The following is a 13393-nucleotide window of genomic DNA, read 5'->3' on the forward strand; positions in this document are numbered from 1 at the left end:
ACGTGCGACGGCGTTCGGCGCGCTCGGTGCCACGCTCGGCAGCGGCGCTCTCACTCCAGGCCGTACACCCGCCGGGCGTTTCCCGCCGCGATCAGGGTGGCGACCCGTTGGGCGTCGGCCGGTGACCAGGCCCCTTCGGCGACCCAGTCGCCGAGCACCCGTGCGAGCGCCTCGCGGAAGAGGCTCGCTCCGATCACGTGGAGTTCGGGAAGGCCCCGCGCTCCGCTGGAGAAGAGGAGCTTGCCGAAGGGGGCCAGCTCCAGCGTCTCAGCGAGGACGGCGGCCGACCGCGCGCCGGTGCGCACCAGGGCGGCGCCCAGATCCGCGTAGACGTGCGGGAAGACCCCGGCGAGGTGGGCCGCGTGCCGCTGGTAGGGGTAACCGTGCAGCAGGACCAGGTCGGTGCCGAGGCCGGCCGTGGCACGGACGAAGTCGGTGAGCAGCACGGGGTCGGTGCGGTCGACGCGCTGCCCTGGTTCACCGAGGCCCGCGTGCAGCTGCAGGGGCAGGCCCGAGGCGACCGCGATCCACAGCAGATGGCGGAGCAGGACGGGGTCGGTGAGCGCTCCGCCGACCCGGCGGCCGGCCAGCCAGCGGCCCGCCGCGCCCCGTACCTCCCCGGGCCCGGGCGGTTCGGGCGCGAGGGCCAGACCGTGCCGCACGCCCGCCACGGAGGTGAAGGCCACGGCGTCCGCGGCGGCTCCGTGGACGGACTCGGCGAGATTGGCGAGAAAGCACTCGACGGTTCCCGAGGTGTCGGCGACCTGTTCGGCGAGCAGCTCCAGACGGACGATCTCGTGTGCCCCGGCGGCTCCCGCGGAGGCCATCTCGCCCGGCCCGGTCAGATCGCCGGGCAGACCGGTGTCGACGAGGTACGTGGTGATGCCGCTGCCGCGCAGCAGCCTCCGGCCCGATTCCAGGACGCCCAGTTCGCGGCGCCGGGCCAGGTAGCGGGCGGGCGTGCAGTGCGGTTCGAGCCCGAGCAGGGGCGGGCACCAGCGCCGTACGGCGAATCCGGTCTGGGTGTCGAAGAAGGTGGTGCCCGCGGCCGGTGGCCCCTCGGTCCTGGCGAGGTGGGCCTCGAACGTGCCGAGGCCCAGCTCCGTCCGCAGTACGCCGTGGCAGTACTGGTCCACCAGGGACGGCGTTTCGATCATCCGGACTCCCCGCGGACGGACCGTTGCTTCTCAGGTCCTAACGGCTGAGCCGGGTGTCAGGTGTTGGTCGCGCACACCCCGTGCGAACGGCCGACGATTGTCGGCCGTCCGTGCGACGGGTGACGGTCCGGCCGTCGCGGGGGCGGCCGCGCCGTCAGCCGTTGGAGGGACCGCCGACCTGGATGCCGGCCATGCGCTTCCACTCGTACGGGCCGGTCTTCACCTTGGCCGCGAACTCGCCGTCGAACGCCTCGTGGACGGTGATCCCGGCCTTCTTCACGGCGCTCTCGGCGATCTCGTGGCTCGTCGCCACGAGGTCGCCCCAGCCGCCGTCCTCGCCGACGAGGACGATGCGGGCGCCGCGCTCCCCGATGTACGCGACCTGGGCCTCGGCCCCGCCGTGCGCCTTGGAGAAGGCGGTGATCCGCCGCGCGAGCTTGGCGGCGGCGCGTTCGGCCTTGGAGTCCTGGGCGGCGCCGGGGGTCTCGTCGATCTGCTGGGTGTCTGCCATGGCCAGGATGCTACCGACGGGTAGATCCAACGGCGACGGGAGGGGTGCGTGGCCTTGGCCACGCACCCTCCCGTCGGTGTTCGCGGGGCGGTCTAGCGGAGGAAGGGGTCCACCGCGACGGCCACGAAGAGGATCGACACGTAGGTGATCGACCAGTGGAACAGCCGCATCTCCTTGAGCTTGGCGCCCGTCACCTCGGCCTTGGCCCGGTTCTGCAGGCCGTGCGCCTCCCACAGCCAGAAGCCGCCCGCGCCGAGCGCGACCGCGGTGTAGAACCAGCCCGTGTAGCCGAGCGGGGTGAGCAGCAGCGAGACCGCGACCATCACCCAGCTGTAGAGGACGATCTGCCGGGCGACCACCTTGTTGCTCGCGACGACCGGCAGCATCGGCACGCCCACGCGCGCGTAGTCGTCCTTCACCTTCATGGACAGCGGCCAGTAGTGCGGCGGCGTCCAGAAGAACATGACGAGGAAGAGGATGACCGGCGCCCACGACATGGAGTTCGTGACCGACGACCAGCCGATGAGCACGGGCAGACAGCCGGCGATGCCGCCCCAGACGATGTTCTGCGAGGTACGCCGTTTGAGGATCATCGTGTAGACGACGACGTAGAAGAGGAGCGCTCCGAGCGACAGCCAGGCGGACAGCCAGTTGACCGTGAGACCGAACAGCAAGGTGGACACGACCGCCAGCGTGATGCCGAAGGCCAGGCACTCACGGGGGCTGACCATGCCGGTGACGAGCGGACGCTGCGAGGTGCGCTCCATGAGGGCGTCGATGTCGCGGTCGATGTACATGTTCAGCGCGTTGGCGCCGCCCGCGGACAGATAACCGCCGAGGCAGGTGAGGAGCACCAGCTTCAGATCGGGCACGCCCTGCTGCGCCAGGAACATCACCGGAACGGTGGTGATCAGCAGCAGCTCGATGATCCGCGGCTTGGTCAGCGCCACGAACGCCTTGAGACGGGCCCCGAACGGCCGCTGGCCCCGGCTGCTGCTCGTCCCGAGCACACCGGCTGGACGGGATTCGACGGCCGTCACGCACACCCCTGACAGAGACATCCCAGCAAGCCCCGGGATGAACTCCCCGTGAAGGCCCGCGCGTACCACGCCACTCTAGACGTTGCCCAGACCCCGGCATTCGCGGGGGTGCGTCCGTGTTGGGGAGTGCGTCCGGAAGAGCTGATCGAGACTCGATTGAGCACTCGGACGAGCGGCTCCGTATTCATGTGCCGAACAGGGAACGACCTAGTCGGGAGGCGGATCCCGATGAGTCCCGGCAGTCTGGAATGAGTCGAAAAAACGCGCGTACTCACGGGGGTAGGCTCGACAACGGCCGGGGCGCCCAGTGCACCGGCATTTCGACATGTGTGACATGTGGAGAGGAGCCCTGACCCAGGGTGAGCACCAAGCCGACCACCACAGACCTCGAGTGGACCGAGCTGGACCAGCGGGCCGTGGACACTGCCCGCGTCCTGGCCGCCGATGCCGTACAGAAGGTCGGCAACGGCCATCCCGGTACGGCCATGAGCCTGGCTCCCGCCGCCTACACCCTCTTCCAGAAGGTGATGCGGCACGACCCGGCGGACACCGACTGGGTCGGGCGTGACCGCTTCGTGCTGTCCGCCGGCCATTCGTCCCTGACCCTCTACACCCAGCTCTACCTGGCCGGCTTCGGCCTGGAGCTGGACGACCTGGAGTCCTTCCGGACCTGGGGCAGCAAGACCCCCGGACACCCCGAGTACGGGCACACCGCGGGCGTGGAGACCACGACCGGTCCCCTCGGCCAGGGTGTCGCCAACGCGGTGGGCATGGCGATGGCCGCCCGCTACGAGCGCGGCCTGTTCGACCCGGACGCGCCGCAGGGCGAGTCCCCGTTCGACCACTTCATCTACGCGATCGCCGGTGACGGCTGCCTCCAGGAGGGCATCTCCGCGGAGGCCTCCTCCATGGCCGGGCACCAGAAGCTCGGCAACCTGATCCTGCTGTGGGACGACAACCACATCTCGATCGAGGGCGACACCGAGACCGCGGTCTCCGAGGACACCGTCAAGCGCTACGAGGCGTACGGCTGGCACGTGCAGCGGATCGCCCCGAAGCCGGACGGCGACCTCGACCCGCACGCCATCTACAACGCGATCGAGGCCGCGAAGAAGGTGACGGACAAGCCGTCGTTCATCGCGATGCGCTCGATCATCGCCTGGCCGGCCCCGAACGCGCAGAACACCGAGGCCGCGCACGGCTCGGCGCTCGGCGACGACGAGGTCGCGGCCACCAAGCGCGTCCTCGGCTTCGACCCGGAGAAGTCCTTCGACGTCGCCGCCGAGGTGCTGGCCCACACCCGCCGGGCGCTCGACCGGGGTGCCCAGGCCAAGGCCGAGTGGGAGAAGGGCTACGCCGCCTGGCGGACCGCCAACCCGGAGCGCGCCGCGGAGTACGACCGCATCGCCGCGACCGAGCTGCCGGCCGGCTGGGAGGAGAAGCTCCCCGTCTTCGAGGCGGGCACGGGTGTGGCCACCCGCGCCGCGTCCGGCAAGGTGCTGCAGGCCCTCGGCGCGGTCATCCCCGAGCTGTGGGGCGGCTCCGCCGACCTCGCCGGCTCGAACAACACCACGATCGACAAGACCAGCTCGTTCCTCCCGGCGGACAACCCGCTGCCGGAGGCGAACCCCTACGGGCGCACGATCCACTTCGGTATCCGCGAGCACTCCATGGCCGCGGAGATGAACGGCATCGCGCTGCACGGCAACACGCGCATCTACGGCGGCACCTTCCTGGTGTTCTCCGACTACATGCGCAACTCGGTCCGTCTGTCGGCGCTGATGCACCTGCCGGTGACGTACGTGTGGACGCACGACTCGATCGGCCTCGGCGAGGACGGCCCCACCCACCAGCCGGTCGAGCACCTCGCCTCGCTGCGCGCCATCCCCGGCCTCAACGTCGTCCGTCCCGCGGACGCCAACGAGACGGCCATCGCCTGGCGCGAGATCCTCAAGCGCTACACCAAGGTGTTCGGCAAGGGCGCCCCGCACGGTCTGGCGCTGACCCGTCAGGGCGTGCCGACGTACGAGGCGAACGAGGACGCCGCCAAGGGCGGTTACGTGCTGTTCGAGGCCGAGGGCGGCTCGCCCGAGGTCATCCTGATCGGCACCGGCTCCGAGGTGCACGTGGCCGTCGAGGCGCGCGAGCGGCTCCAGGCCGCGGGCATCCCCACGCGGGTCGTGTCCATGCCGTGCGTCGAGTGGTTCGACGAGCAGGACCAGGGGTACCGGGACAGCGTCCTGCCGCCGTCGGTCAGGGCCCGCGTCTCGGTCGAGGCCGGGATCGGTCTCACCTGGCACCGGTTCGTCGGGGACGCCGGACGCATTGTTTCGCTGGAGCACTTCGGTGCTTCGGCCGACGGCAAGGTGCTCTTCCGCGAATTCGGTTTCACTGCCGAGAACGTCGCGGAAGCCGCCCGGGAATCGATCGCCGCAGCCCAGCGCTGACGCTGACAAACGACACGTAGGAGATGCAATTTCCATGACAGACGCACTCAAGCGCCTCTCCGAGGAAGGCGTCGCGATCTGGCTGGACGACCTGTCGCGCAAGCGGATCACGTCCGGCAACCTTGCCGAGCTGATCGACCAGCAGCACGTCGTGGGCGTCACCACCAACCCGTCGATCTTCCAGAAGGCGATCAGCAGCGGAGACGGCTACGAGCAGCAGCTCACCGAGCTGGCCGCCCGCAAGGTCACCGTCGAGGAAGCCATCCGCATGATCACCACGGCGGACGTCCGCGACGCCGCCGACATCCTGCGCCCCGTCTTCGACGCGACCGAGGGCCAGGACGGCCGGGTGTCGATCGAGGTCGACCCGCGTCTGGCGCACGACACCCTCGCGACCGTCGCCGAGGCCAAGCAGCTGGCCTGGCTGGTGGACCGCCCGAACACCCTCATCAAGATCCCGGCCACCAGGGCGGGTCTGCCGGCGATCACCGAGGTCATCGGCCTCGGCATCAGCGTCAACGTCACGCTGATCTTCTCGCTGGAGCGCTACCGCGAGGTCATGGACGCCTACCTCGCCGGTCTGGAGAAGGCCAACGAGCGCGGGCTCGACCTCTCGAAGATCCACTCCGTGGCGTCCTTCTTCGTGTCCCGCGTGGACACCGAGATCGACAAGCGGCTCGACGCCCTCGGCACCCCCGAGGCCAAGGCCGCCCGCGGCAAGGCGGGCCTCGCCAACGCCCGGCTCGCCTACCAGGCGTACGAGGAGGTCTTCTCCACCGACCGCTGGGCCGCCCTGGACCGGGCGCAGGCCAACAAGCAGCGCCCGCTGTGGGCCTCGACCGGCGTCAAGGACCCCGCGTACAAGGACACCCTGTACGTCGACGAGCTGGTCGCGCCGAACACCGTGAACACCATGCCGGAGGCCACCCTGGAGGCCACCGAGGACCACGGCTCGATCACCGGCAACACCATCGCCGGCACGTACGAGCAGTCCCGTGCCGAGCTCGACGCGGTCGAGAAGCTCGGGATCTCGTACGACGACGTCGTCCAGCTGCTCGAGGACGAGGGCGTCGAGAAGTTCGAGTCCGCCTGGAACGACCTGCTCAAGTCGACCGAGGCGGAGCTCCAGCGCCTCGCCCCCTCGGAGGGCTGAAATCTTGTCGAGCAGCAATCCGCTGCGTGACCCCGCCGACCGACGGCTCCCGCGTATCGCGGGGCCGTCGGGCCTGGTCATCTTCGGCGTCACGGGCGATTTGTCACGTAAAAAGCTGATGCCCGCGGTGTACGACCTCGCCAACCGCGGCCTGCTCCCGCCGGGCTTCTCGCTCGTCGGCTTCGCCCGCCGTGAGTGGGCCCACGAGGACTTCGCCCAGGAGGTCCACGACGCGGTCAAGGAGCACGCCCGTACGCCCTTCCGCGAGGAGGTCTGGCAGCAGCTGGTCCAGGGCATGCGCTTCGTCCAGGGCACCTTCGACGACGACGACGCCTTCGACCGGCTGCGCTCCACCATCGAGGAACTGGACAAGGCGCAGGGCACGGGCGGCAACTTCGCCTTCTACCTGTCCGTGCCGCCGTCCGCGTTCCCGGTGGTGATCCAGCAGCTCAAGAAGCACAAGCTGGCGGACCAGTCGGGCGGCTCCTGGCGCCGCGCGGTCATCGAGAAGCCCTTCGGCCACGACCTGAAGTCGGCCGAGGAGCTCAACGCGATCGTGCACGAGGTCTTCGCCCCGGACCAGGTCTTCCGCATCGACCACTACCTGGGCAAGGAGACCGTCCAGAACATCCTGGCGCTGCGCTTCGCCAACACGATGTTCGAGCCGATCTGGAACCGGTCGTTCGTCGACCACGTGCAGATCACGATGGCCGAGGACATCGGCATCGGCGGCCGGGCCGGCTACTACGACGGCATCGGCGCCGCCCGTGACGTCATCCAGAACCACCTGCTGCAGCTGATGGCGCTGACCGCCATGGAGGAGCCCTCCTCCTTCGACGCGGACGCGCTCGCCGCGGAGAAGGTCAAGGTGCTGGCCGCGACCAGGCTGCCGAAGGACCTGGGCAAGAGCACGGTCCGCGGCCAGTACGCGGAGGGGTGGCAGGGCGGCGCGAAGGTCGTCGGCTACCTCCAGGAGGAGGGCATCGACCCCAAGTCGAAGACCGACACCTTCGCCGCGATCAAGGTGGAGGTGGACAACCGCCGCTGGGCGGGAGTCCCGTTCTACCTGCGCACCGGAAAGCGCCTGGGCCGCCGCGTCACCGAGATCGCGGTCGTCTTCCAGCGCGCCCCGCACTCCCCCTTCGACCACACGGCGACGGAGGAGCTGGGCCAGAACGCGATCGTCTTCCGCGTCCAGCCCGACGAGGGCGTCACGGTCCGCTTCGGCTCCAAGGTGCCCGGCACCTCCATGGAGATCCGGGACGTCTCGATGGACTTCGCGTACGGCGAGTCCTTCACGGAGTCGAGCCCGGAGGCGTACGAGCGTCTGATCCTCGACGTGCTGCTCGGCGACTCGAACCTCTTCCCGCGCACCGAGGAGGTCGAGCTGTCCTGGAAGATCCTCGACCCGATCGAGCGGTACTGGGACCAGCACGGCAAGCCCGCGCAGTACCCCTCGGGCACCTGGGGACCCGCCGAGGCGGACGAGATGCTGGAGCGAGACGGACGGAGCTGGCGTCGCCCATGAAGACCGATCTCACGGACACCACTGCCAGCAAGATCAACAAGGCGCTCGTCCAGGGCCGCCGCGCCATCGGCACGCCCGCCGTCGGCATGGTGCTCACCCTCGTCATCGTCACCGACGAGGAGAACGCCTACGACGCCCTGAAGGCCGCCACCGAGGCCTCGCGCGAGCACCCCTCGCGCACCCTCGTGGTCATCAAGCGCGTCTCCCGCTCGCCCCGCGACCGCACGACGTCGCGGCTCGACGCCGAGGTACGGCTCGGGGCGGAGGCGGGCACCGGGGAGACGGTGGTGCTGCGCCTGTACGGCGAAGTGATCGACCACGCCCAGTCGGTCGTCCTGCCGCTGCTGCTTCCGGACGCGCCCGTCGTCGTCTGGTGGCCGGTGAACGCCCCGCTCGACCCGGCGAACGACCCGCTCGGCTCGCTCGCGCAGCGCCGGGTGACCGACACCTACTCCGCCGAGGCGCCGGTGCGGGAGCTCAACGCCCGCGCCGAGGCCTACACCCCGGGCGACACGGACCTGTCGTGGACCCGCATCACGCCCTGGCGCTCGATGCTGGCCGCGGCCCTGGACCAGGTCACCTGCGACGTGGACGCGGTCGAGGTGGAGGGCGAGGAGTTCAACCCGAGCTGCGAGCTGCTCGCGATGTGGCTCGCGGACCGGCTGGAGGTCCCCGTCAAGCGGTCGCTGTCCTCGGGGCCCGGCCTCACCGCGGTGCGGCTGGACACGAGCTGCGGCCCGATCGTCCTGGACCGCGCCGACGGCACCCTCGCGACGCTGTCGATCCAGGGGCAGCCCGACCGCGCGGTGGCGCTCAAGCGCCGCGACACGGCCGAGCTGATGGCGGAGGAGCTGCGCCGCCTCGACCCGGACGACACCTACGCCTCGGCGCTGCGCTTCGGGGTGAACCGGCTGAACGCGGTGGCGGACACCGCGGGTGCCGGGTCCCCGGGCGGGACCGCGACCGCCACGAAGGCGGCCCCGGTCGCCAAGGACTCCCCCGCGGGCGTGGCCGAGACGCTCGCCAAGAAGGCGGCGGACAGGGCGGCCGCCGAGTGAACACCCCCCAGCTCGTCGTCCACCGCGACAAGGAACTGATGGCCCAGGCCGCGGCGGCACGGCTGATCACGAAGATCGTGGACGCGCAGGCCTCGCGCGGCTACGCCTCGATCGTGCTCACCGGCGGGCGCAACGGCAACGGGCTCCTCGCGGCGCTCGCGGCCGCGCCCGCCCGGGACGCGGTCGACTGGACGCGCCTCGACCTGTGGTGGGGCGACGAGCGGTACCTCCCCGAGGGCGACCCCGACCGCAACGACACGCAGGCCCGCGCGGCCCTGCTCGACGCGGTGCCGCTGGACCCGGCGCGGGTGCATCCGATGCCCGCGTCCGACGGTCCGCACGGCGCCGACGTGGAGGCGGCGGCGGAGTCGTACGCGGCGGAGCTCGCGAAGGCGGCCGGACCGGAGAACCACGGTCCGGTCCCGGCCTTCGACGTCCTGATGCTGGGCGTCGGCCCGGACACCCACGTGGCCTCGCTCTTCCCGGAGCTGCCCGCGGTGCGGGAGACGGAGCGGACGGTGGTCGGCGTGCACGGCGCGCCCAAGCCGCCGCCGACCCGGATCTCGCTGACCCTGCCCGCGATCCGCTCCGCCCGTGAGGTGTGGCTGCTCGCGGCGGGCGAGGACAAGGCGCAGGCGGCGGCGATCGCGCTGTCCGGGGCGGGCGAGATCCAGGCCCCGGCCGCGGGCGCGTACGGCCGCTCGCGCACGCTGTGGCTCCTGGACGCGGCGGCGGCGTCACAGCTGCCGCGGTCGCTGTATCCGCCGGCGTCCGCCTGAGCGGACCCGCACCCCGGACGCCCGAGGAGCCGAGTTCCGGCTCCTCGGGCGTTCGGGGTCGGACCGGCGCCGGGAGTCAGGGCCCGGCGCCGGGCCACGGGAGACGACCAGGCACGAGGCGGCGGGACCGCGAGGCCCGCCGTCACTTCACCGATCCCGCCATCACCCCCTGGACGAAGTGCCGCTGGAAGGCGAAGAAGACCGCCACCGGGACCACCAGGGACAGGAACGCCCCCGGAGCCAGCACATCAATGTTGCTTCCGAACTGCCGTATCTGTGACTGGAGTTCGACCGTCAGCGGCTGGGCGGAACTGTCGGCGAAGAGCAGGGCGACCAGCATGTCGTTCCAGACCCAGAGGAACTGGAAGATGGCGAGGCTGGCGATGGCCGGCCGGCCCACCGGGAGGACCAGCCGGGTGAAGATGCGCCACTCGCTCCCCCCGTCCATGCGCGCGGCCTCCAGCATCTCCTTCGGCATCTCCGCGAAATAGTTGCGCAGCAGGAAGATCGCGAACGGCAGACCGTACGAGACGTGGAAGAGGACGACGCCGGGGATCGTGCCGAACAGCCCCAGCTGCCCGAAGAGTTTGGCCACCGGCAGCAGGCCGATCTGCACCGGCACCACCAACAGCGCGACGACCAGCAGGAAGATCGCGTCGCGCCCCGGGAAGTCCAGCCAGGCGAAGGCGTATCCGGCGAGCGCGGCGATGACGACGACGAGGACGGTCGCCGGGACCGAGATCAGAACGGTGTTCCAGAACGCCTGGGTCATCCCCGCGTTGCCCAGCAGGGCGGAGTAGTTGTCGAAGGACAGCTGCCCGGGGCTCTTCAGCGCGGTCCACCAGCCGCCCTTCGCGGTGTCCTGGGCCGACCGCAGCGAGGACAGGAACAGGCCCGCGAGCGGGGTGAGCCACACCAGGCCGACGACGACGAGAAACGCCTGCACCAGGCTGCTGCCGAGTCCTCGCCTGAGCGCGTTCATCGTTGACTCCCTCGGAAACGGCGGACGTTGAAGACCATGGCGGGGATCACCAGGAGCAGCAGCAGGACTCCGAGCGCGCTGCCGAGGCCCTGGTTGTTGCCGCCGCCGAACGACACCAGCCACATCTGGGTGGCCAGTACGGTGGCGTCCTCCTGCACCGGGCCCGGCGCGATGATGTAGACGAGGTCGAAGACCTTCATCACGTTGATGACGAGGGTCACGAAGACGACGGTCAGTACCGGTGCGAGCAGCGGCACCGTGATCCGGCGGAAGATCTGCCACTCGTTCGCCCCGTCCATCCGGGCCGCCTCCAGCGCGTCACGCGGCAGCGCGGCGAGCCCGGCACCGATGAGCACCATGGCGAAGCCGGTCCAGATCCACAGGTAGGCGCCGATGACGGCCGGCGTGACGAGCGCGGGTCCCAGCCAGGAGACGCCCTCGTACGGCGGGGCGAAGTTCGACGCGGGCAGCCGCACGGTGTACGAGCCGGGGCCGAGGTCCTGGAAGCGGAAGGAGCCGTCGGCCGCGGTGGTGGCGCTCGCGACCGTGTGGCCGTCCCGCAGCGCCTCGACCGTCATCTCGGGCAGTCCGCTCTCGTTCCGGTCGGTCCTGCCCTGCTCCCCTCCCCCGCCGCGGGTGAAGTCCAGGTAGACGACACCGCGCAGTTCGTCGGACGCCGCCGTGCGCCGGGCGGCGGCGTACGCGGGCCGCGCGCCCTGCGGCAGGTCCTCGGGGAGTACGCCGACCAGTCCGAGGCCGACGGTGTGGCCCGGCGTCGTGGGAGCCGTCGTCCCGTACGAACCGTCGGCTCCCTCGGTGAGGCCCTGGCCGTCGCGGGCGCGGGCGGTCGGGTACGTCGAGGTTCCCGTGAAGGCGTCGTGCACGGAGACGACGGCGGCGTTCAGCACGCCCTTGTCGGGGTCCTCGTCGTAGGCGAGCCGGAAGATGATGCCCGCGGCGAGGAAGGAGACCGCCATCGGCATGAACAGCAGCAGCTTGAACGCCGTTGCCCAGCGCACCTTTTCGACGAGGACGGCGAGGACGAGGCCGAGGCCGGTGAGCAGGGTCGGTGCGACGACGACCCAGATCGCCGTGTTGCGGACGGCCTTGATCGTGGCCGGGTCGCGGAACATCTCGGTGTAGTTGTCACCGCCCACGAACCGTGTGCCGGAGGCGTCGAAGAAGCTGCGGCCCACGGAGAACAGCACGGGATAGACGACGAGCGCGCCGAGCAGGAGCAGGGCGGGGAGGACGAAGGCGAGGGCGACGATCCGGCCCCGGCGCCGGGCCCGCCGTCTGCGGTCGGCCAGGGTGGCCGGAGGCGGGCTCGCCTCTTTCAGGAGCGTGGCGGTCATGCGCGATCAGCCCTTGTACGCCTTGGCCGCCGCGCTCTCCAGCTCGGCCGCGGTCCCCTCGGGGTCGGACGGGTCGCGCAGGAAGTCCTGGAGGATCTTCCATTCACCGGCGCCCTTGGTGCCGCCGAACGCGGCCGGGGCCTGGTCGGACATGTCGAAGCGGACGGAATCTCCGGCCGCGACCAGGGACTTGGCGGTCTCACGGGTGACGTCGTCGCCGTAGGAGGCGAGGTCGAGCTTCTTGTTCGGGGACAGGAAGCCGCCCGCCCCGGCCCAGACCGCGGACGCCTCGGGGGTCGTCAGGTACTCCAGGAACCGCATGGCGGCCTTCCGGTTCTTGCCGTCCTTGAGGACGACGGCCGCGTCGCCGCCGCTGACCACGGGAGCCTTGCCGCCGTCGACCGCCGGGAAGGGGAAGAAGTTCGCGTCCTCGCCGATCTTCCTGCCGAACTGGTCCTTGGCGACCCCGGCCACGAAGTCGCCCTCGTAGACCATGCCGGCCTCGGGCTCGGGCCCGAACACCTTCTCGACGGAGCCCGGGAAGTCCGTGTTCAGGGCCCCCTTCTGGCCCCCGGCCATCAGCTGCTTGTCCTTGAAGAGCTTGCCGAGGGTGGTGAGGGCCTCGACCACCGTCGGGTCCGTCCACTTGATCCTGTGGGTGGCCAGGGCGTCGTACTTCTCGGGCCCGGCCTGGGAGAGGTAGATGTTCTCGAACCAGTCGGTGAGCGTCCAGCCGTCCTGTCCGGCGACGGAGAAGGCGGCGAGACCCGAGTCGGAGACTGTGTGGCCGGCCTTCAGCAGCGCGTCGTAGGTCGTCGGCGGCTCGACGCCCGCCTGGTCGAGAGCGTCGGGGCTGTACCAGACCGTGGACTTGTGGGCGGCCTTGAAGTAGAGCCCGTACAGCGTGCCGTCGACGCTGCCGTAGTTCTTCCACACGCTCGCGTAGTTGGCGTCGACCGCCGCTCCGGCGGTCTTGGACAGCGGCGCGAGCCAGCCCTGCTTCGCGAACTGCTGGAGCACACCGACCTGCGGGACCATCACCACGTCGGGGGCCTTGCCGCCCTCGATCTTGCTGCCGATGACGGTGGAGACGTTGTCACCGGTGGAGACGAACTGTGTCTTGGCGCCGGTCTTCTCGGTGAAGGCGTCCAGCACCTTCTGGAAGTTCTTCTGCTCGCTGCCGGACCAGACACCGGCCACGGTGATCGTCTGGCCGTCGAGCGACTTGTCGCCGCCGCCCGCGGAGACGGGGCCGCCTCCGCAGGCGGTCGCGCCGAGTGCCAGGGCGAGGGCGGTGCAGCTCGCGAGCAGGTTCGTGCGTCGTCGCATCATCGTTGATGTCCCTTCGGGGAATGGGAATTGACGGATCGTCAAGGACTAGTG

Annotated in this window: 11 protein-coding genes; 5 read left to right on the plus strand and 6 right to left on the minus strand. The window is 70.6% G+C overall.

The window, feature by feature from the left end; all coding sequences use genetic code 11:
• Nucleotides 1-50: 50 nt before the first annotated feature.
• The 3 genes from ACICHK_RS11210 to ACICHK_RS11220 form a co-directional block, all read right to left on the minus strand.
• The gene (locus tag ACICHK_RS11210; protein WP_406836779.1) at nt 51-1157 is read right to left on the minus strand and encodes an amidohydrolase family protein; all 1107 of its coding nucleotides are present in this window, start codon (nt 1155-1157) and stop codon (nt 51-53) included.
• Between the two features lie 154 nt (nt 1158-1311).
• Nucleotides 1312-1668: a hypothetical protein gene (locus ACICHK_RS11215; RefSeq protein ID WP_151470334.1), complete on the minus strand. Its 357-nt coding sequence runs from the start codon at nt 1666-1668 to the stop codon at nt 1312-1314.
• 92 nt (nt 1669-1760) lie between these two features.
• Entirely contained in the window at nt 1761-2714 is a 954-nt protein-coding gene (locus tag ACICHK_RS11220; RefSeq protein WP_151470470.1) for a heme o synthase, read from the minus strand.
• A gap of 353 nt (nt 2715-3067) precedes the next feature.
• Here ACICHK_RS11220 and tkt point away from each other — a divergent pair, with 353 nt between their 5' ends.
• Genes tkt through pgl form a run of 5 tightly spaced genes read left to right on the plus strand, consistent with a single transcriptional unit; the run spans nt 3068 to nt 9673 of the window.
• Entirely contained in the window at nt 3068-5155 is a 2088-nt protein-coding gene (tkt, locus tag ACICHK_RS11225; RefSeq protein WP_406836780.1) for a transketolase, read from the plus strand.
• Between the two features lie 34 nt (nt 5156-5189).
• On the plus strand, nt 5190-6308 hold the full coding sequence (gene tal, locus ACICHK_RS11230) for a transaldolase (protein WP_406836781.1): 1119 nt from the start codon (nt 5190-5192) through the stop codon (nt 6306-6308).
• Nucleotide 6309: 1 nt separating this feature from the next.
• A complete protein-coding gene (gene zwf, locus ACICHK_RS11235) occupies nt 6310-7836 on the plus strand; it encodes a glucose-6-phosphate dehydrogenase (RefSeq protein ID WP_404818535.1) in 1527 nt (508 codons plus the stop codon).
• The gene (gene opcA / locus ACICHK_RS11240; protein WP_151470330.1) at nt 7833-8894 is read left to right on the plus strand and encodes a glucose-6-phosphate dehydrogenase assembly protein OpcA; all 1062 of its coding nucleotides are present in this window, start codon (nt 7833-7835) and stop codon (nt 8892-8894) included. Before zwf ends, opcA begins: the two co-directional genes overlap by 4 nt.
• The gene (gene pgl, locus ACICHK_RS11245; RefSeq protein WP_406836782.1) at nt 8891-9673 is read left to right on the plus strand and encodes a 6-phosphogluconolactonase; all 783 of its coding nucleotides are present in this window, start codon (nt 8891-8893) and stop codon (nt 9671-9673) included. Before opcA ends, pgl begins: the two co-directional genes overlap by 4 nt.
• Nucleotides 9674-9815: 142 nt before the next feature.
• On the opposite strand, the gene ACICHK_RS11250 is transcribed toward pgl, so the two are convergent.
• From ACICHK_RS11250 to ACICHK_RS11260, 3 genes are read right to left on the minus strand one after another with little or no spacing between them, the layout of a single operon-like run.
• Entirely contained in the window at nt 9816-10655 is an 840-nt protein-coding gene (locus ACICHK_RS11250) for a carbohydrate ABC transporter permease (RefSeq protein WP_151470328.1), read from the minus strand.
• Complete coding sequence (locus ACICHK_RS11255) at nt 10652-12010, minus strand: ABC transporter permease subunit (protein WP_406836783.1); 1359 nt, start codon at nt 12008-12010, stop codon at nt 10652-10654. Before ACICHK_RS11255 ends, ACICHK_RS11250 begins: the two co-directional genes overlap by 4 nt.
• A gap of 6 nt (nt 12011-12016) precedes the next feature.
• Nucleotides 12017-13342, minus strand: a complete 1326-nt coding sequence (locus ACICHK_RS11260; protein ID WP_406836784.1) for an ABC transporter substrate-binding protein — start codon at nt 13340-13342, stop codon at nt 12017-12019.
• Nucleotides 13343-13393: the final 51 nt, after the last annotated feature.

It is taken from the genome of Streptomyces sp. AHU1 (assembly GCF_045343905.1).
In the GTDB taxonomy this organism is placed as follows: Bacteria; Actinomycetota; Actinomycetes; order Streptomycetales; family Streptomycetaceae; genus Streptomyces; species Streptomyces triticiradicis.